Origin of the sequence: Sphingobium cloacae (assembly GCF_002355855.1) — a bacterium.
Taxonomy (GTDB): Bacteria; Pseudomonadota; Alphaproteobacteria; order Sphingomonadales; family Sphingomonadaceae; genus Sphingobium; species Sphingobium cloacae.
In genome coordinates this window covers 1-19,709 of the sequence record NZ_AP017656.1, presented here as the reverse complement: position 1 = coordinate 19,709, position 19,709 = coordinate 1, and the positions used below count along the sequence as shown (strand labels likewise).

Annotated in this window: 16 protein-coding genes; 5 read left to right on the top strand and 11 right to left on the bottom strand. The window is 64.8% G+C overall.

The features are described from left to right. Positions 1-8 precede the first annotated feature (8 nt). The 6 genes from SCLO_RS18680 to SCLO_RS18655 all read right to left on the bottom strand — a co-directional run bounded on the left by SCLO_RS18680 (position 9) and on the right by SCLO_RS18655 (position 8,737). Positions 9-3,254, bottom strand: coding sequence for an efflux RND transporter permease subunit (locus SCLO_RS18680; protein WP_004212878.1), 3,246 nt, complete (start codon positions 3,252-3,254; stop codon positions 9-11). 3 nt (positions 3,255-3,257) lie between these two features. Continuing rightward, entirely contained in the window at positions 3,258-4,436 is a 1,179-nt protein-coding gene (locus SCLO_RS18675) for an efflux RND transporter periplasmic adaptor subunit (RefSeq protein WP_004212877.1), read from the bottom strand. Continuing rightward, the gene (locus SCLO_RS18670; protein WP_066521572.1) at positions 4,436-5,713 is read right to left on the bottom strand and encodes a TolC family protein; all 1,278 of its coding nucleotides are present in this window, start codon (positions 5,711-5,713) and stop codon (positions 4,436-4,438) included. Before SCLO_RS18670 ends, SCLO_RS18675 begins: the two co-directional genes overlap by 1 nt. Positions 5,714-5,773: 60 nt before the next feature. After that, positions 5,774-6,070 carry a hypothetical protein gene (locus SCLO_RS18665; RefSeq protein ID WP_007406840.1) on the bottom strand — a complete coding sequence of 99 codons (297 nt, stop codon included), beginning with the start codon at positions 6,068-6,070 and terminating at the stop codon, positions 5,774-5,776. Positions 6,071-6,143: 73 nt separating this feature from the next. Then, positions 6,144-8,111, bottom strand: a complete 1,968-nt coding sequence (locus SCLO_RS18660) for a cytochrome c/FTR1 family iron permease (protein ID WP_004212871.1) — start codon at positions 8,109-8,111, stop codon at positions 6,144-6,146. Next, positions 8,111-8,737: a cation transporter gene (locus SCLO_RS18655; RefSeq protein ID WP_004212870.1), complete on the bottom strand. Its 627-nt coding sequence runs from the start codon at positions 8,735-8,737 to the stop codon at positions 8,111-8,113. The genes SCLO_RS18660 and SCLO_RS18655 overlap by 1 nt, the downstream gene beginning before the upstream one ends. A 75-nt stretch (positions 8,738-8,812) precedes the next feature. Here SCLO_RS18655 and SCLO_RS18650 point away from each other — a divergent pair, with 75 nt between their 5' ends. Next, the gene (locus SCLO_RS18650) at positions 8,813-9,232 is read left to right on the top strand and encodes a MerR family transcriptional regulator (protein ID WP_007406847.1); all 420 of its coding nucleotides are present in this window, start codon (positions 8,813-8,815) and stop codon (positions 9,230-9,232) included. Here the strand turns inward: SCLO_RS18650 and SCLO_RS18645 are convergent. Together SCLO_RS18645 and SCLO_RS18640 are read right to left on the bottom strand one after the other, a co-directional pair. Next, positions 9,226-10,428 (bottom strand): aspartyl protease family protein, encoded by a 1,203-nt coding sequence (locus tag SCLO_RS18645; protein WP_013039112.1) that lies wholly within the window; start codon positions 10,426-10,428, stop codon positions 9,226-9,228. The two genes, SCLO_RS18650 and SCLO_RS18645, sit on opposite strands and share 7 nt — an antisense overlap. Positions 10,429-10,717: 289 nt before the next feature. After that, positions 10,718-11,290: a recombinase family protein gene (locus SCLO_RS18640; RefSeq protein WP_009824027.1), complete on the bottom strand. Its 573-nt coding sequence runs from the start codon at positions 11,288-11,290 to the stop codon at positions 10,718-10,720. A 191-nt stretch (positions 11,291-11,481) separates the two neighbouring features. On the opposite strand from SCLO_RS18640, the gene SCLO_RS18635 reads away from it, so the two are divergent. Together SCLO_RS18635 and SCLO_RS18630 are read left to right on the top strand one after the other, a co-directional pair. Then, positions 11,482-12,882 (top strand): Mu transposase C-terminal domain-containing protein, encoded by a 1,401-nt coding sequence (locus SCLO_RS18635; RefSeq protein ID WP_004212864.1) that lies wholly within the window; start codon positions 11,482-11,484, stop codon positions 12,880-12,882. After that, a complete protein-coding gene (locus tag SCLO_RS18630; protein WP_009824028.1) occupies positions 12,809-13,687 on the top strand; it encodes an AAA family ATPase in 879 nt (292 codons plus the stop codon). Before SCLO_RS18635 ends, SCLO_RS18630 begins: the two co-directional genes overlap by 74 nt. 314 nt (positions 13,688-14,001) lie before the next feature. Here SCLO_RS18630 and SCLO_RS18625 read toward each other — a convergent pair whose 3' ends face one another. Further along, entirely contained in the window at positions 14,002-15,240 is a 1,239-nt protein-coding gene (locus SCLO_RS18625; RefSeq protein WP_013039113.1) for a site-specific integrase, read from the bottom strand. A gap of 162 nt (positions 15,241-15,402) precedes the next feature. Between SCLO_RS18625 and SCLO_RS18620 the strand changes: the two genes are divergently transcribed. Further along, the gene (locus SCLO_RS18620; protein WP_007406383.1) at positions 15,403-16,329 is read left to right on the top strand and encodes a hypothetical protein; all 927 of its coding nucleotides are present in this window, start codon (positions 15,403-15,405) and stop codon (positions 16,327-16,329) included. 12 nt (positions 16,330-16,341) lie between these two features. Beyond that, positions 16,342-17,226 (top strand): DUF4238 domain-containing protein, encoded by an 885-nt coding sequence (locus SCLO_RS18615; RefSeq protein ID WP_066521739.1) that lies wholly within the window; start codon positions 16,342-16,344, stop codon positions 17,224-17,226. A 35-nt stretch (positions 17,227-17,261) separates the two neighbouring features. On the opposite strand, the gene SCLO_RS18610 is transcribed toward SCLO_RS18615, so the two are convergent. Both SCLO_RS18610 and SCLO_RS18605 read right to left on the bottom strand, forming a co-directional pair. Then, positions 17,262-18,239 (bottom strand): ParB/RepB/Spo0J family partition protein, encoded by a 978-nt coding sequence (locus SCLO_RS18610; RefSeq protein ID WP_007406427.1) that lies wholly within the window; start codon positions 18,237-18,239, stop codon positions 17,262-17,264. A 267-nt stretch (positions 18,240-18,506) separates the two neighbouring features. After that, a complete protein-coding gene (locus SCLO_RS18605; protein ID WP_037456192.1) occupies positions 18,507-19,709 on the bottom strand; it encodes an AAA family ATPase in 1,203 nt (400 codons plus the stop codon).

Genomic DNA, 19,709 nt, shown 5'->3' with positions numbered 1-19,709 from the left:
CCCATCCATCAGGCCAAGTTGTTCACGAAGGTCTGACCGTGGTCGTCCCCTTCATGCTCCTCATTGTAGTGCTCGGGTTTCTCGATCACTTTCTGCCCGAACCGGGCATAGAGTGTCGGCAGCACGAACAGCGTAAGAAGCGTCGCCGAGATCAGACCGCCGATGACGACCGTCGCCAAAGGCTTTTGAACCTCTGCGCCGGCGCCTTCGCCCAGCGCCATCGGCACGAAGCCGAGGCTGGCGACTAGCGCGGTCATGATGACGGGTCGCAGACGCTGCATCGCGCCAACATGCGCGGCTTCCTCGCGGCTCATCCCTGATCGGATCAGATCTTGGATCGAGCTGACCATGACGAGGCCGTTGAGGACCGCGATGCCCGAGAGGGCGATGAAGCCCACTGCCGCCGAGATCGAGAAGTCCATGCCCCGCAGGAACAGCAACAGGACGCCGCCCACCAGCGCGAAAGGCACGCCGGTGAACACGATCGCGGCGTCGCGGACCGATCCCAACGCCCCGTAGAGGAGCAGCAGGATCAAGATGAAGCAAGCCGGAATGACCAGCTTCAGCCGTTCGCTTGCCGATTGGAGGTTCTCGAACTGGCCGCCCCATTCGAGATAGGTGCCGGCAGGCAGCCGGAGTTGGCTGCCGATCGCCGCCTGCGCATCCGCCACGACGGATCCGACGTCGCGGCCACGCACGTTGGCTTGCACCACCACGCGCCGCTTGCCGTTCTCGCGGCTGATCTGGTTCGGACCATCGACCACCTTGATCTCGGCGACGCTGGACAGCGGTACATAGCCGCCGCCTGCCACCGGCACCTGCACCTGTTGGAGCAGGCCGATGTCGGCACGCTGCGCCTCCGACAGGCGGATCACCACGGGGAAGCGACGGTCGCCCTCGAAGATCTGGCCCGATGTTCGCCCGCCGATCGTCGCAGTCACGGTGTCCTGCACATCCTGAGCCGTAACGCCCAACCGCGCCATCGCGTCGCGGTTGACGCGAATGTCGAGCATGGGAAGACCGGTCGTCTGCTCCACCTTCACGTCCGCTGCGCCTTGCGTTCTGCGCAGCACCGCCGCGATTTGCTCGGCCGTCCGGTTCATCTGGTTGAAGTCGTCCCCGAACACCTTCACCGCGATGTCGCCGCGCACGCCGGCGATCAGCTCGTTGAAGCGCATCTGGATGGGCTGGGTGATCTCGTAGGCATTTCCCGGAATCTTCGCGAGATTACCCTCGATCCGGCTGACCAGCTCCTCCTTGGGAAGCTCAGGATCCGGCCAATCCTTGCGCGGCTTCAGGATGACGAACATGTCGGTCGCGTTCGGCGGCATCGGGTCGGCCGCCAGCTCGGCGGTGCCCGTCTTGGAATAGACGAATTGCACCTCCGGCTGCTTCGACATCATCCGCTCGATCGGCACCTGCATCGCCTGGCTCTGCTGGACCGACGTTGCCGGAATGCGGAGCGACTGGATCAGCAAATCGCCTTCGTCGAGCTGCGGCAGGAACACCGAGCCGAGCGTAGTGAAAGCAAGCGCCGCCACCACAAGGCTTCCCACACCCGCACCGATCGTCAGCGTCGGGCGCTTCATGGCCCGGTCGAGACCGGGTTCGTAGCGCTTCTTCAGCCACGTGATGATGCGGCCGTCCTTCTCCTCGACCTTCTTCGACAGCCAGATCGCAATCATCGCCGGCACGAAGGTGAGAGAGAGGATGAAGGCGAAGGCGAGCGCGATGATGACGGTCAGCGCCATCGGTCCGAACGTTTTACCCTCCACGCCGGTCAGCGTGAGCAGCGGTACGTAGACGAGGATGATGATTGCCTGCCCGTACACAGAGGGACGGATCATCTCACGCGCAGCGGCTGCCACGGTCGCGAGCCGTTCCTTGACGCTGAGCAATCGGCCTTCATGATGCTGTTGCTCGGCAAGCCGGCGCAGCGCGTTTTCGACAATGATGACGGCGCCGTCGACGATCAGACCGAAGTCCAAAGCCCCAAGGCTCATCAGATTGGCCGAGACCCCAGCGCGCAGCATACCAAAGCCTGTCAGCATCATGGTGATCGGGATGACCAACGCCGCGATCAGGGCCGCACGGAAGTTGCCGAGCAGCAGGAAGAGCACGACGATGACCAGCACCGCGCCTTCGGACAGGTTTTTCGCGACCGTCTTGATCGTCGAATTGACCAGCTCGGTGCGGTTCAGCACCGGCTGAATTACGACGTCAGGAGGCAGCGAAGCGTTGATCGTCTTCAGTTTCTCAGCGACCGCGGTCGACACGATGCGGCTGTTCTCGCCGATCCGCATGATCGCCGTGCCGACGACGACTTCGGTACCGTTCTCCGATGCCGAACCCATGCGGATCGCCTGACCCGTCTTCACAGTCGCAACTTGTTCGACCGTGATCGGCACGCCGTTACGTGTCGCGATCACGGTCCTGGCCAACTCGCTGGCATTGCGAACGAGCGCATCCGAGCGAACAGCCAGACCTTCGCCATTGCGATTGACGAAGCCACCGCCGACGCTGGTGTTATTGCGCTCCAGCGCATTTCCCAGGTCCGTCAGCGTGATGCCGAGCGAGGCCAGCTTCTGCACGTCGGGCACGACGAGGAACTGCTTGGCGTAACCGCCAATCGAGTCGACACCGGCGAGGCCCGGTGTGGTCTTCAGAAGCGGCGTCACGATCCAGTCCTGCGCGGTGCGCAGGTAGGTCGCCTTGTCCTCTTCGGTCGTCAGTCGCTCGCCCTCTGGCGTGATGTAGCTGCCATCGGGCTGTTGGCCCGGTTCACCGGGCTTGTGCTTGTCGTCCTCGCGATGATCGAGACGAACGGTGTACATGTACACCTCGCCCAGGCCTGTCGCGATCGGACCCATTTCAGGGTTCACGCCGTCGGGCAGATTCTCTTGCACGCCCCGCAGACGCTCGCCCACCTGCTGGCGGGCGAAATAGATGTCCGTCGCGTCCGAAAAGACCGCCGTGATCTGCGCGAAGCCGTTGCGGCTCAACGAGCGCGTATATTCCAGGCCGGGGGTGCCGGCGAGCGCGGTTTCGATTGGAAACGACACCTGCTTCTCGACCAGCTCGGGCGAGAGGGCAGGCGCGCGGACGTTGATCTGGACCTGATTGTTGGTGATGTCCGGCACCGCGTCGATCGGTAGCCGGTAGAGGGAAAAGGCGCCGATGGCGGCGACGATGACGGTGAGGAGCAGGACTAGCCAGCGCTTCTCGACCGCCCAGGTTACGATACGGGCGATCATGGCTTAATCCTCGTGGCTCGCTTCGCCCTTGCCGATCTCGGCCTTGAGCGTGAAACTTCCGGTGGTGGCGATCTGTTCGTTGCCGGTCAGGCCCGACCGGACGATCACCGTGTCGCCCGACGCATCGCCGAGCTGGACCGGGGTCGCCTTGAAGCCGGTGGGCGTGCGCACGAACACGACCGACTTGCCCTCGAAACTCTGGACCGCCGTCGTCGGCACGCGGACCGCCCCGCTCCCGCCGCTGCCCGTGAGCTGCACGGCTGCCGTCACAGGCTCGCCGACCCGCCATTCGCCACCGCGATTGTCGAGGGTGGCGAGCGCAGGCACGAGCCGCGTCTGCGGATCAAGCGCCGGCGACACGAAGGTCACGCGGGCGGTCGCCTGACGGCCTGCCGCCTTCACCAGCACCGTATTGCCGGGACGCACCCGGCCCGCATCCTCGGGCTTGAGATTAAGCGCGATCGACACCTGGCTCAGGTTGGCGATGCGATAGAGTTCGGCATCCGCCGCGACCGTTTGTCCCAGCGTCACGGGGCGCGCAATGATCTGGCCCGAGATCGGCGCGGCAATGCCGAGCCGGTTGAGCCCGCCGCCGCCGACACCCGCCGCCGAAACCATGCTCTGCGCCTGCGTCAGGGCGATCCGCGCCTCCGTCGCCGCTGTGCGGGCGGCGATCAGATCCTGTTCAGGGGAGACTCTCTGCGCGAACAGCCGCTGTTCGCGCGCGAGGTTCGAATTAGCGAGCTGAAGCCGCGCCCGCGCCGCCTCGACCTCGCCCTTGATCTGCGCCGCCTCGCGGCTTTCGATGACCGCAATGGTCTGGCCGCGTCCGACCGATTGGCCGAGGTTACGGGTGAGCGCGACCACGCGTCCCGCAATTGCGGCCGAGACGACCTGCGTTCCCTGTGGGTCGCCCTCGATGATCGCGGGCAGCTCGATCGTCCCGGCCCCGCCGATGATCGGCCGTCCGACCTGGACGCCCGCTGTGGCGATCTGGTCGGCACCCAATGTGACGACGCCTTCACCGGCATGACCGCCTTCAGCACCGCCCTTTTCCGTGCCCGCTGCCGTCTCATTGGCAGCTGCGCCTTCGGCAGTTGCCTCGTTTCCGCCATCCTTGCCGCCGCAGGCAGCCAAGAGCAGGGCGAGCGACGCCGCGCCCGCGAGATAAAAGCTCTTCATCACTGATTCCCCCCATTGGGCGCACGAGCGGTCAGTCGCTCCACTTGCGCGCGGGCATTCTGGTAATTGGCAAGCGCGTCGATCGCGGCGACCCGCGTTTCGGCGAGCGTGCGTTCAGCATCGAGCAATTCGAGCTGGCCGAACTTGCCCTCGCGATAGCCGATCCGCGCGATGCGGGCGGCCTCCTGTGCAGCCGCCAGCGCCGGCCCCGACGCCGCACGAGCCGTCGTTGCGGCATTGGCCGCCTGCGCCTGCGCGTCCGTGATCGCCTGTTCGATGTCGAGCGCGGTCACGCGGCGCTGCGCATCCGCCTGGGTCCGCTGCGCGGTCGCCTGCGCAATCGCGGCGCGACCATTGTTAAACACCGGGATCGGGATCGACACGCTGAACACCGCCGCCATGTCGTTGGTCGCTTCCAGGCGGCGGATCGACGGCCCGACGTTCAGGTCAGGCACGCGATTGGCGCGCGCGAGCCGCACGCCGGCTTCGGCAATGGAGAAATCCGCGTTGGCTGCCGCCAGCGCGAGTGTGCCGGTCGTGTTGACCGGTGCCAACGGCCCATAGACGTTCACATCGGGAAGGCGATCGAGCAGCGTGTCATCGAGCAGGCCGTCGATCGGCCGTCCGATCCGACGCGCCAGATTGGCGCGGGCCGCCTCGGCCAAGCGAAGCTGCCGCTCCACATTGGCGTCGGCATTGATACGCGCGACATCCGCGCGCTGTTGCTCGAGTGGCGATGCCCGCCCTGCCTGCACGCGAACGCTCGCGGCCCGCAGCGCATCGCTGGCGATCCGGGCCTGATCGCGGGCTGTCATTACCCGGCGATCGGCCGCGACCGCTTCGACATAGAGCTGCGTTACCTGAAGCCGGACATCCGCCGCGATGATCGCGGCCTGGATCTCGGCCCGGGACAATTGCGCATTGGCGACCGCGACGCGGGCGCCGCGCTTGCCGCCTAGCTCGATCGGGATCGCAAAGCCGACCGTGGTTTCCGCGCTGCGGACCCCCCGATACGGCCCGGAGCCGATGACATTCTCGAATTGGCCTTGAACCACCGGATTGGGCCGCAAGCCGGCGACTGTGCGACCTGCACGGGCCGCGTCGATTCCAGCTGTCGCCGCTTCCGCAGCAGGGGCCGAACCGCCCGCTGCACTGACCGCTTGGTCAAGCGTGTAGACCGGCGCATCCTGCGCAACAGGCGCGGACGGTCCGACCTGCGCCTGCGCCATCGTGGCGCAAGACGCTGCGGCCAGCATGGCCGCGAGGATACGATTCATGAAAATAGGACTCCTGACGATGATCGACAGGGGCGCGCCAACGCACGCCCAAATCGGACGTCAGGCTTGGGGGGGCCTCAAATGGACCATGCCGGTGCGGCCGTCGAGCGACGCAGAGGCGGAGATTGTCGGCTTGGGCACTGTGAGGACGGGGGTATATTCCATCGTCGTGCGCGCAGGCGCGCCGACGTCGTGTCCGTGACAATAATTGTGATGATGCGGGACATTCTTGTCCGAGTCCGATGGCACCTGATCGATGTCACCGGCGGTATGGACCGTGAACTCAACGCCCGCGATGCTTCCCCCCGCCAGATCGGCGGCATGGGCCATGCCGGAGAAGCTGGTCAGGACCAGCATCAGGCATGTCAGGAAAGGCAAAAAGGCTCGCACTAGCTTGCCTCTATCACGGAAGGGTTTTCATGTCATTGCACTAATTCGAACCAAGGGTCACTGAGCCGGAACCCGAGCGGGATCGGTCGCGCCCGTTCCAGGCGAACCCGACCGCAATGGCGACCGCCATCAGGAGTTGCGCCAGCACCGATTGCCAAGTGGGAAACACGCCGAGCATCGACAGCCGTGGCACGTCCGCGAGCGGTGCGATGTTGATAAGGCCGGCTTCCTGGAGCGCGGCGACGCCTTTACCCGCCAGCACGACGGTCAGGACCGCCATGAGCCAGGAGCTATAGCGGAAGAACTGCGCGATCGGCAGCTTGCGACTGTAGCGAAGCATGGCCCAAGCGATCAGGCTGAGCAGTCCAATCGCCGACCCGGCCCCCGCGAGAAGCATCCCGTTGTCACCTTGCGCCGAAAGCGCGGCATAGAACAGGATCGTCTCGAAGACCTCGCGATAAACTACGACGAACGCCAGCCCGAACAGGAACCAGCCCGACCCGCCCGAGAGCGCCCGCGACATCTTCTCGCGAATATAGCGCTGCCACTGATCGGCCTGCGCCTTGCCGTGCATCCAAATCCCGACCGAGAGCAGCACGACCGCGGCGAACAGCGAGCCAAACCCTTCCGTCAGCTCCCGGCTCGCACCGCTGATCCCGATCGCATAGGTGGCGACCGCCCAGGTGATCCCGCCCGCGATGATCGCGCTGACCCAGCCGCCATGCACGTACCGCAGCGCCTCGCCGCGCTCGGCTTTACGCAGGAACGCGATCATGGCGACAACGATGAGCAGGGCTTCGAGCCCTTCACGCAGCAGGATCGTGAACGCGCCCAGGAACGTGGACGCTTCGGTGGCGGCATCAGGCGCGAGCGCCGCTTCCGCATCGTCGAAAAGGCCGCCCAGTACTGCGACCTTCTCCGCGAGATCATCGGGCGACGCGCCCCGGTCGATCGAGGCGCGGAACTCCCCCATCGCGCCCTCGATTCGACCCATCAGCGTCGCGTCGCGCGCGGTGAGTGTTGGCTCGATCGGCTCGAACCCATCGAGATAGGCCGACAGCGCCAGCTCTTTCGCCATGCGCGCATCGCCGCGCCGCGCAGCCGCCACGCTTTCGGCGAGTTTGGCGCGGGCGACCGCGAGCGAGCCGGGAGCCTGTTGTATCACCTGTTCGGGATGACGACGCAGGAACGCGAGCACTGGGTCAGCCTTGGCGTCGCCGATCGCCGCGCCGAGCGCGGCCGGGGTGAGCGCGACCAGGGTTTTCAGGTCCGGAATGCGCCGGCGAAGGGTCGGGTCGGATTTCCAAAGCCGCTCGCCTTCGCGCGCCTGCGCATCCGTGAAGGCGAAGCTCCCGGCTCGGAATGCTAACGCCCAGCGCTGATCGTTGGGCAGATCGGCGAAGCTCTGCATCGCGGTCCCGTCGATGCCTTGCGTCACCACCTGATAGAGCGCGAACACGCTGCGCTGGCGCGCGCGCTCGGCATCGGTGAAAGCAATCGGGGGCGTAGCGAGCTTGGCGGCGTCAGGGCCACGGCCGTTGCCCGTCATCCCGTGGCAGGACGCGCAGGATTGTCGGAACAGTGCATCGCTGGAGACGAGGTTCGGAGCCTTATCGGGCGCGAGCGGCACCGGGTAGGCGCGCAACAGATCGGCCGCGAGCCCGTGCGCCAATGTTGCCACCTGTTCAGTCGGTCCCTTTTCCGCGATCACCGCCTGGAGGTTGGCAGCCCGCTGGATGAGGGCTTGACGCTCCGGCTTCGCCGGCAGGCCCTGAAGCCGTGTCGAGACCGACGCGGCGAACTCCGTCATCTCGGCATATTCCGACGTGCTCTTGATCCGACCGTTGGCGACCGCGCCGCCATAATCGACGGCCATATAGTCGAGCAGCCGCCATGCGGTTTGCACGTCGCCGGGTTCGGCGATTGCCGCAGCAGGGATCAGCAGCGCCGCGAGCGCGGAGAGCAGCCGCAACGAGAGCATTGCCCGGATCAACGCGAGCAGACGCACTACCGCTCTCCCAATTCGCGCCGAGCGCCAGTGACGATTTCATAAGCGGAGTGGAGGAACAGGAGGGCGATGAGGCCGGCGACGGCGAGGTCCGGCCAGGCGCTTCCTGTCCACGCCACCAGACCGGCCGCGGCGATCACCGCCACGTTGGCGAGCGCGTCGTTGCGGCTGAACAGCCAGATCGCGCGAACATTGGCGTCCCCTTCCCGGAAACGCGCAAGCACCAAGGCGGACACGACATTGATCGCGAGCGCGACAACGCCGATTGTGCCCATCAGTTCGGCATCGGGCGCGGTTGCGTTCAGGGCGCGCCAAATCGCGAAACCGATTACGCCCACGCCAAGCGCACCGAGAAACAACCCCTGCGTCAGCGCGACCTTTGCCCTCGCCCGTGCGGACCAGGCAAGCGCGAGAAGACCGATAAGGCTGATCGACCCGTCCCCGAGAAAATCGAGGGAATCCGCTTTCAGCGCTTGGCTATCGGCGATGAACCCGCCGAACAGCTCGGCGACTCCGAAGCCGAGGTTGAGCACCACGACGGTCAGCAGCGCACGGCGATAGGCCGGATCGGTTTGCGCGCGCGCGGGCTCCCCGTGGCACCCGCAGCTTTCGGTAGAAGCATTCATGCGGCCTTCCTTACCACCTCCAGTCGCTGTAGAAGCAAGCGAAATGTGCGACACGTTCGCATAAGCAAGGATGGCATGATGAAGCCGGTGATGATTGGGCAGCTCGCCAGCGAGACCTCGACGAAGGTGACGACGATCCGCTTTTATGAGTCGATCGGGTTGCTCCGATCCGCCCCTCGCACGGCGTCGGGTCGCAGAACCTACGATGCCAGTGACATTGAGCGTTTGCACTTCATCCGCAACGGTCGCCGGCTTGGCTTCTCCGTCGACGAGATCCGTTCGTTGATGGGGCTGGCGCAGAACCCGGACCAGGATTGTGGTGCCGCCTCAGCTATCGCTGCTCAGCACCTCAAGGATGTGGAGGAGAGACTGGCGCAACTCGCGGTGTTGCGGGATGAGTTGGCAATGCTCAGCCAGAGCTGCACCAAGGCGCGCATGGCCGATTGTCGGATCATGAAGGCGATCGGCAAAGGCCACCCTCAAGCCGATCAATAATAATCGGCCAGCCTGAGCTCGCGCACATCACCCGAGGCCATCGTCAGCTTTACGAGGGTGCCAGCAGGCCGGGAGCGCACTTGCCAGAGCTCCCCACGCGTATAGTTCGCATCGATCGAATGGCCGTTCACCGCCACGATCCGGTCGCCGACCGCCCAGCCAGCCTTTTCCGCGGGACTGTTCGCCGCCACATGAACAACGGTGAGCGCCGTTGGTGAGGCTGCGAGGCCAAGGCCGCTACGGTCCTTCAGCATCGGCAGGCGACGACGAGGACCGAGTGGCCGGAGCCACACGAATCCGGCGGTCACGTCGAACACCACGTCGAATTGAGCGATCAGCGGTAGGCCGACATTGCCAACCGTGCTGGTGGAGAGCCAAGCTCTCATCCCGAGTGTGGGGACGTTCGAGACGCCAAGCCCTTCGATGTTGATGTTCTGGATCGTGAAAGCATCGTTGATACGCACACCATCGACGCCGCCGATCGCCGCGGTCGAGACGAGCTTCCCGTTCAACAGCCCTTGATCGCGGGCATAGGCCGACGAGAGCATCAGCGCGGCCGAGCTGCCAAGATCGATCATCAAGGGCACGGGAGGCAAACCCGAGACGGAAGCTCGAATGAACAGCTCCTGCTTGGCACCGCGCCCGAGCGCGACAGCGCGCCAGTCGGGACCGGCGAGAAACGTGCCTGACTTGACGACCGCCATACGCCTTTTCGCGAAATCGAGCGCGATGCAGCTACCCGTGAACATATCGGCACCGAGGAGGATATCGATCGGTCGTCCGAAGGCCGCCGACACTGAACTCAGATCACCAACGACGGCAAAGGGTAAGCGACGGGTTTCGCGGGCGAGCTGTACGTCGATGTCGCGGACCAGCAGCACCGGGGCCTTGGCGCTCAGCCCGCTAATCATGCGCCGCTCACCATCGTTCAAGCCGAGCTTCGCCGCGAGCGCCGTGCTCATGATCGACGCGCCGCTGCCACTGTCGAGCACCGCCCGCACCGGCACTCCGCGCACTTGTGCCGAAACAAGGAGGGTATCACCCGTGCCGACTTCCAGCGGCTCCCATTCGAGGTGAGCCGCACCGAAGTTCCACGAGCCCGCAGACCGGGAAGTCTGTCGCGCGAGCGTTGGAGAACCGAGCACCAAGCCGGTTCCACAGGCCACCAGCCGCGCCACTAATGAGCGTCGAGACATACCGATTGCTTCAACACGGGCCGTCAAAAAGCCACCTCCAGCCCCCCGTCCGCAGGAGAGCAAATTGCGGTTACATGCTCCAGCCACTGGAGGAGCAAGTGCTTTTGGTGCGCCCGAAAATCCTCAGAAGCGCTTGGAGAACTTTAGATGAAGGATGGTGCAGACCGCTTAGATGCCTTCCCGATAACGAACGGTTCCGGGGGACGCTGGGCCGATCGGGACCGCGAACGGTGTAAACGCTCGCGCTAAGTGGCGGCATTCTGATCGCGCTATTTGTCGGCGAGCGTCGCTACGCGGCTACCGGCTTGGTCTCGGCCGATCGCACATAGGCGTAGAGTTTTGGCTTGGAGATGCCGAGCATCGAGCAAATCTTGGCGATCGGCATCGTGTTCTCGTGGTAGAGCCTGACGGGCAGGTCGCGCTTGTCCTTGCCGAGTGCGGCCGGCCGGCCACCCTTCTTGCCGCGAGCGCGGGCTGCGGTGAGACCGGCCTGGGTCCGCTCGCGGATCAGGTTGCGCTCGAACTCCGCCAATGCCCCGAACAGGTGGAAGGTAAGCTTGCCCGACGTGGTGGTCGTGTCGATCGCCTCGTGCAGGCTCAGCAGCCCGACCTTTTCCTCGTCGAGGTAGGTCATCCATCCGATCAGATCACGGAGCGAGCGGCCGAGCCTGTCGAGGCGCCAGACCACCAGTGTGTCGCCGGCGCGAAGCAGCTCCTTCACCTTTTCCAATCCAGGGCGAGCGGCAGTCGCCCCGGAGGCCTTGTCGGTGATGACCTTCTCGCAGCCGGCAGCCTTCAGCGCATCACGCTGGAGGTCCAGGTTCTGCTCGGCGGTCGATACGCGGGCGTAACCGATTTTCATGCGTAGGGCCGGTGGCGCCCCGATCGGGCGCGGTTTGGGAAGAAAGTCGTCATCGGCAGGTCTATGTTGCCCTAGTTTTCTTTACCGGGTAGATTTACGTCGAACAGGCCGGTTTGGCAACGCGAGCGGACTCGCATGGCGATGGGCAGGCAAATCTCCGTTTTCCTTACCTGCGACACGGACCGTCGGCGGTGACGCATCCGGCGCTTGTCCCGCCGCTGGCGATCGAGCGCTACCGCGTCCTTGAACCGCACCTCGCCGATGGCATCCCGCTCGCGGACCTCGCCCGCACCGGCACGCTGAGCGAGCGGACGTTGCAGCGCTGGCTCGGGCGCTACCGTGCCGAAGGACTTGCCGGTCTCGCGCGTCTGCCGCGCAACGATCGGGGCAGGCTGCACCTGCCGGAACATCTGGTCGAACTGACCCGCACTCTCGCCACCAAGCGCCCGCGACCCCCGGTCGCCGCCATTCACCGAAAGGTGCAGGAACTCGCCATCGCGCATGGACACCGAACCCCCAGCTATGCGGCCGTCGCGCGTGTCGTCAGGGCGATACCGGCAAGCCAGATCGCCGCAGCCTCCGATCCGGCCGTCTACCGCGACCAGCACGAGCTAGTGCATCGGCGCGAAGCCGCGACCTCGAACGAGATGTGGCAGGCCGATCATACCGTTCTCGACATTCTCGTGCTCGATGATGCCGGAACCCCGGTGCGTCCTTGGCTGACCGTCATCGTTGACGATCACAGCCGAGCCATCGCCGGTTACTTCCTCAGCCTCGATGCCCCCAGTGCCCTCAACACGGCGCTCGCCTTGCGGCAGGCGATCTGGCGCAAGCCCAATCCCGAATGGATCGTCAGCGGCATTCCCGAACAGCTTTACGTCGACAACGGCTCGGATTTCATCTCCGAGCATATCGAGCAGGCGTGCATCGCCCTCAAAATCCGCCTCATCCATTCGCTGCCGGGGCGTCCTCGCGGGCGCGGCAAGATCGAGCGGCTGTTCCGCACCATCAACGACATGTTCCTGCCCGACCTGCCCGGCCACCTGATCGCGGGCAAGCCGCTGTCGGCGCCAGTGCTCACGCTCGACGAGCTGCGCGCCCGCTTCGAGGCGTTCGTGTGCGGCGTCTATCATCGTCGCCCGCATGGCAGCACCGGCGAACCGCCGATCACGCGCTGGCAGAAGGGCGGGTTCCTGCCCGCAATGCCCGACAGCCTTGAACAGCTCGACATGCTGCTCGTGCACGTGCCCAAGCCCCGTAAAGTGCTGCGCGACGGCATCCGTCTGATGGGCAGGCGCTATGTCGAACCCACGCTCGCGGCCTTCGTCGGCGAGCAGGTCGAGGCGGTCTATGACCCCCGCGACCTGACCGAGATCCACGTCTACCACCAGGGCCGGTTCGTCTGCCGTGCGCTCAGCTCCGAGCACGCTGGGCACCCGTCGTTGCGCGCGATCCAGCGCGCCCGGCGCGGCGCGAAGGAGCGCGACAAGCAGGTGCCTGCCCCCACGGAGACCTTCGATGGCGACCAAGAGGATACGGCTTCCCGGCCCACCACCTACCGAGGGCTCCGGCTCTACGCCGCTGACGATTGAGTTCCTGGTCGAGCAGCCGTTCCTGGCGACCCGCGAACATGCCCGGTTCGTCGAGTTTGCCGAAGCCTGCGCGCACTACCGCTATATCGGCGTGTGTCATGGCCGGCCGGGCGTCGGAAAGACGCGATCGGCGCGCGAGTTTTCCAGCTTCCCCGACCTGGGGGAATATGCCGCGCTCCGTCCCATTGCCGCGCTCCTTGGCGAAAAGGTCGCTCGCTGCCGCGCCGTCTTCTACACCGTGTCGGTCAGCAACACGCCCAAGACGATCGACGCGGTGTTGGGCCTCAACCTCATTAAGCTGGGCTATGCCCGGCTGACGGTCGCGGGCGGCTCGCAGGACGAAATCACCCATGACGCCGCCCGCATCGCCTGCCCCCTCGTCATCGTCGACGAGGCCGACCGCCTGACCATAAAGTCGCTCGAACATCTCCGCGACATGGCCGATCGCCACGGCTTCGGGCTGATCCTGATGGGTATGCCGGGCTTGGAGAAGCGCCTCGCCCGCTATGCCCAGCTCTACTCGCGGATCGGCTTCGTCCACGAGTTCAAACCGCTTACCGAGACCGAAATGCGGCTGCTGCTCGCGACCCACGCCGGCGATTTCGGGATCAGCTTCGACCCGGCCCAACTCGACGCGATCGAAGCGCAGGCAGCCGTGATCCGCATCACGCGCGGCAACTTCCGGCTCATGGAGCGCCTGTTCGCGCAGATGCGGCGGATCATGACCCTCAACCGCGTCGAGGAGGTCACCGCTGACATCGTTCAGGCCGCGCGCGATTGCCTCGTCATCGGACCCGGCAACTGACAAATAGCGCGATCAGAACGCCGCCATTTAGCGCGAGCGTTTACACAGGATAAGATCCATACCGTTTCCGGAACCACTTTCTTGTTTCCTCTTCGAAATTGGACTGTGCTGATGAGTTTGAGCGATGGTGGCTTCGCTCATACACTACGCGCTACCAGGCCCCTGCCCGTTTCTTAGGCTTAACGTTGTAGCTCAAGACCCCGGGGGCTCAGCCTCCCTTCTCCGGTTCTTGCCGCTGCGCAAATCCCTCGATCTACCTGCCGCCGTCGTGTGGTCGCACGGCATCATCCAAAGACCTATTTAGGCCGTCATGACTAGCCAATCTTCGCCATAAGGCGCCCCGCCGCCCCCTGCTCTGCCGCGAGATTGCGATTATAAGCGAGCGGCATCCGCGGCGACTTCCACCGCAGCGCGTCCATGATGCCGGCCAAATCCTCCCCGCTGGCGAACAGGTCCTGATTGAGCCCGATCCGCGTCGAGTGCGCACTGATCCCCTTCAGCAACCGCGCCAGATCGTCCGCCGTCAAATCGGGCAGCGCGCCACGGTCGAACGCGCGGCCGATGATCGACCGAAAGATTGGTCCGATCGAGCCCGGGTGCAGCGCCACGGTGCCGATGTCATATTCGACGCGCGCCTTCACCGCCGGCTTGGACAGCGTCTTGCGCAGATCCCACGTCTCCCGGCCCGAGATGCTGTCGATCGGCCGACCGCGCACGGCTGCCCGCGCCTTGTAGCGCCGCACCTGCACCCGCCGGAACAGCGGCCCTGTCGTGATCCCCGCCGCTTCGGTCCACGCCGCGATCGCCGCGACGGTGCGCGGGCTGAGGTAGGCGGTCGCCCCCTCCCCGTCTTGATCGCCCTTATGACGCAGAATCTGCAGCAGCCGCGCTTCGGGATCGATCGCCTCCTCAATATGCTCAATGGCGACCGCCACCAGTTCGGAGGCGCGCAGCCCGGTGTCATAAGCGGCCGATAGCAGCGCCCGATCACGCAGCCCCGGCAGATCCTCGCCACAACTCTCGAGCAGCGCGCGGATGTTGAGCCCCCGCGCCTTGTCGCGCTCGACGTCGCGCACCGGGCCCTTGAACCGCAGCGGCCGCGCCTGCTTCTGCGCAGCCCCCTTCTCGCGGCGCACCGTCTGGAGCCGCAGCTTCACCAGCGGCGCCGGCGTCGGATCCTTGAGCTCGAGCAGCTGGTGGATCTTGGCGATCGACGCCTTGTAGCGGGATAGCGAGGCCGGCCGGCTCCCCTTCCCGGCCCGCGCGTCGAGATAATCGGCCACGGTCTCGGGCGTGGCCGGCAGCGCGATCCGGTTGTTGCGCCTACACCACGCATCGAACGCCTCGACGTCGGACTTGAGCGCACGGATGCTATGGGGCGATGAAGCGGCCTGATAGGCGGCGATCAGGCCCTCGTTGACGGTGATGCGCTCGCCGGCGCGCATCTGCACGATCGTCCACGCAAGGTCGGCCGGCGCCCTGACGGCCGGCAGGACAGCCTCAGGCGGCGCTACGGGGATTTCTGGCCCTTCCCGGGCGGTTTCGGTGCTCACGACGCGCCTCGCTCCTCAGCCGCGCTTGTAGCCCACCTTATAAAGAACGGTCAAATCTGCTTATGTGATAACTGCAATTATCGAATGTCCACTTTCGGGAGGTCACGGATGTAGAAACGAACTGCTGACTTTGGTTTCCCGCCATGGCATTGTCGCCATCCTATGACGCGGACAGACAACCTGCGCGCCGACGACAGCCTGCTCCTGCTCGGGCGCCTCGATGGCCGATTGCACGGTAGTCCATGCGCCGACATCTTTCTCGCGCGCTCGCGCCTGGAAGGCGCCACCGTCCTGGCCGGCCTCGCCGGCGTGCCGATCGCGGTGCGCGACCTGCAGGACTGGATCGCCGGCCGCACACCCCCTCCCCGCGCTTCCGAAGGCCTCAACGATCCGATCTCGGTTGCCGCCGTCTTCCACCTTGCGCTCAGCCGCGACGAGGATCTCAAGGATTCGCTCGGCCGCGCCACGCTCAACGTGCTCCGTACGGTACTCGATGACCGCACCGAGGCGAAGGTTTATGCGGCCGAAGACTTGGCGCACTTCGGGCCGATGTGGCGACAGCTGCGAACCGTGGCGGACGCCCCCTTCCCTTCCGGTGACCTCCTCTCTGTCGCCAACCGCATTTTCCAGCTGTTCGCGCTGACCGAACCAGCGGCACCAGGCAGCTGGGATGTCGTCAGCGTCGATGGTCGCGCTCTCGAGCTGCCTCCCCGTGGACGCGATCGAAACTGGCTGATCGCCGCCGCCGTACCGCGGATGCTGTGCCGCGCTGGCTTCACGACCCGCGTGATCCCCTCGTTCATCCTGATGTCCAAGTTTCTGCCCCCCTCCCCCGCCGATCTGGCAGAGACCTTGGCCCAGGCGATCGGTCGGACGGCGCATGCTGGCTTGCGCGACCTCGACGCGATCGAGCGTGCGGCGTCGCGCATCCAGACCGATCTGGCCGTCACGAAGCGGAGCAAGGCCCCTCTCCTTGCCCGCCTGCAGCTTGCCTATCCGGGCCTTCAGCCGGCCGCTGTCGCGCGCCTGTTGAAGGTCACCCCGCAAGGCGCGCGCAAGCTACTCGCCTCACTTGCTCATCCCTCTTGAACCACAGACACCGTGCAATCCAAGCCACAGAACCCTCCGTCCCGGCATCACTTCATCCCGCAGTTCCTCCTCGACCAGTGGAAGGATGGCGACACCCTGCTGCGCTATCGGCGCAATCGGATCGGGGAGATCGAGAGCAGTCCTGCATCACCCAAGAGCGTCTGCTTCGAGCGGGACCTGTACAAGACGATCGGGTTCCCGCCCGAGCATGCCCAGCAGATGGAAACCCTGTTCATGCAGGTGATCGATGACGCTGCGGCCAAGGTTCACGCGCTGCTCCTCGACGGCAAGGTCAACTCGCTCAGCGACGCGCAATGCTCGGATTGGGGCCGGTTCGTCATGTCGCTGTGGTTCCGGACACCGCTGGATATGCGCGGCATGAAGGACGCCGTCGGCGCTCTCGCAAGCGCAGAGGCCGCGAAGTCCGTGCTGCGCGGCGAAGATGGGGCGCTGCCGCCCGAGGCCGTGAGCGCGCTTCAGATGGAAGTCCTGCGCTTGGTCATCGACGACGCGGATCGCGGACGAGCGTTCATCAACATGGACTGGCGCATAATCAAGACGAACAATCGCCGGGAATTGTTCGTCTCCGATTGGCCGCTCGACGTGCCGGTCAGCTTCGCCTGGCTTGGTAGTGCCTCATCCTATGTCACTCTTCCGATCGGACCGGAGACCCTCTTCGTTGCTGCCGGGTCCACTACGCTGGCAAATCGGATCGTGAGCCTACCCGAGCGAGAACTGATCACGCGGCAGAACCGGTCGACCGTGGGACATGCCCAGGCGTTCGTAGGCGCGAGGACGCGTCAAGCCGGCGACTTCATCCGCGCGAACTTCGGCCTGCGAAGCCGCCACTCCGTGACGCAGAGCATCGCCGACAAATATAAGCGGGACGCCATATAAGGCGGCGACCTCGCCAGACGCCGCGCTCCATCACCCTACGACAGCAGCCCCTCGATCGCCTTCAAAAGCTCGGCGGGCGACGCCTCAGCCTTCGGCGGCACCTTGATCGTCAGCCCCCCTCCCCGCGCTTTCGTGTAGCGCAGGATGACCTTGCCCCCCTTGCCGGTGATCTCCTTCTCGGCGGCAGCCTTCACGGCTGGCGCGACAGTCGCCTTCACGAGCCGCTTCGCGACTTCCGGCCCGCTCAGCTTCAAGCCTTTCTGGCTGCGCTCTTCCTCGATGCGTTCAGCCTCTTCGCGCATCTTCGCCAGCGCCTTCGGATCTCCGGTAAGCGGCTTGATGTCACGCGCGACGCGTACCGTGATGTCGTGCGTATCGGAGAACGCCGCGACAACTGGTTCGGGCAAGCGCGCAACGTCGAGAAGCCGGCTCAGCCACGACTTGGAAAGGTTTAAATGCTCGGCCATCTGCGACTGCGAGCCCTCGTAGAACTCCGCGAGCGCCACCGTATATTCCTTGGCCCGCTCCCAATCCGAGATGTCCTTACGCGAGCGGTTCTCGACATCTGAAACCCGGAACGCCTCCTCGTCCGTGACACTCTGGATCGTCACCAGATACTCGAACTCCGGGTGGTGATGCGCTCGCAGCCATTTCACCGTCCACCAACGGCGGACGCCGGCGATGATCTCGAAGTCGAAGTTCGGGTCATCTTTCAGACGCCGAACGATAGCGGGGATCCGTTGCTTCTTGGCGGAGAGGAAGGAGTCGATGAGATCGCGGCAGCTATCTTCGTTCAAATGATCCAGATCGCGATTGTGCATCCGCCATGGGCGGCACCGCTCCGGATCGACCCACTCCGTCCGGTCGGCGACCGTTTTCCCCGTCGCGATGCGCGCGAGCGTCTGGCTGCGACTTGCCATGATGCCGTCCGCAGGGGTCGCCTTATCGAGGTTCTCCTCGTCGTCGAGCCCCTCTGTGAACATCGAGCCGAAGCCCTTGTTGCCCTTGCTCATCGGCCCGTTTCTCCTTCTCTCTTGCCCTCGCCGACGGGTGCCAACAGGCCAGAGTTGCCACGTGGCAACTGCGCCGCCCCCAGGCGCTTGCACTGACGTTCCTGCCGTGTGCGATCTGACATGGTATTCCTACCTAACATATTGCTTCTATTGGGTTCTTCCACTTTGTTGTCACGTGGCAACTCGGTGATCCGGCTTCGTCTCACTCCCCGATTGCCCGTGCTCGCCGACGTGAGAAATATCGGAGTTGCCACGTGGCAACTCTCCCTAAATTCGGCCCCCTGCCCTGCTCGCCCAGGTGCGCAGAACGTCCTGCTCAATATCCTGGCAAACGTCGCTGAGATGCTTCATGCAGCGGTTGTAGACCTCGTGCGACGTGACGGGCTTGTCGAGTTCGAAAACGGTTTTCATCCTGGAGCTGGCATTGTCGATTTCGGCGCTGGTGACCATCACCGACTGCGTCATTGAGCCACCGAAGACCTGCCGCATCATCGACAGTATCTCCCGGTGCATCGACTTGCTCTCGTCCACGCGGCTGCCGACCAGCCGGATGAAGTTGTAGGCCGGCCTTCCCCGCCCCGCGAGTTGCTCGAGCTGCTTCATCGTCGTTCGCGTCATGTCGATGAAAGATACCGTCGAGGCGAAGTCGACAAGGCTCGGCGGCACCGGAATGACCATGCAGTTAGCGGCCTGGAGCACAGCCATCGACACCATGCCCAATGCCGGCGGCGGGTCCATGATCACGACGTCATAGTCATCGACCACCTCATCAATGGCCTGCGCGATCAGGTCGATGATCTCCATGTTCTGATTTCGCGCCATGTGCCCGGCGATCTCATACTCGAGATTATAAAGTCGCAGGTTCGACGGGATCAGGTGGAGGTTGTGAAAGTGCGTCTTGCGGATAATCTTGCGAACGCCAAGCAGCTCCGGATTGTGAAAATGCCCGTAAAGCGTGTCTTCCTCGTCGAGGTCCACGTCGGGGCGATAGCCGAACATCATGGTTGAAGACGCCTGGCTGTCGCAGTCGATGAACAGGACCCGGTAGCCCTTGATGGCAAAATGCTGGGCGAGATGCAGCGCGATCGTCGACTTGCCGACGCCCCCCTTGAAGTTGCAGACCGAGATGATCGCCGGGGTATCGGTTGGCTCGCGCCAGGGACGCGTTCCAAACACCTCGCGCATATGATCAAGCTCTTCGAGCGTATACTGCAGCCTATGCCCGGAGCCCGTCCGCCCTCGAGCGGGGAGGCGGCCGTCGCGCTCCGCTTCCCGGACAGCAGATGCCGTCCGCCCGACCAGTGCAGCAGCTTTCGAAATCGGGAAGGTCGGACCCTTCTTCTGACCGGTTTCGGGATCAACCGCGCTGTCACGAATGCGCTTGAGGATCGTCAACGACTTTCTGTGGAGCACGTCCAGACCACCTTCGATGAGGTCGTCCGGCTGTGCTAGGGAGGGGTCGGTAGCCAT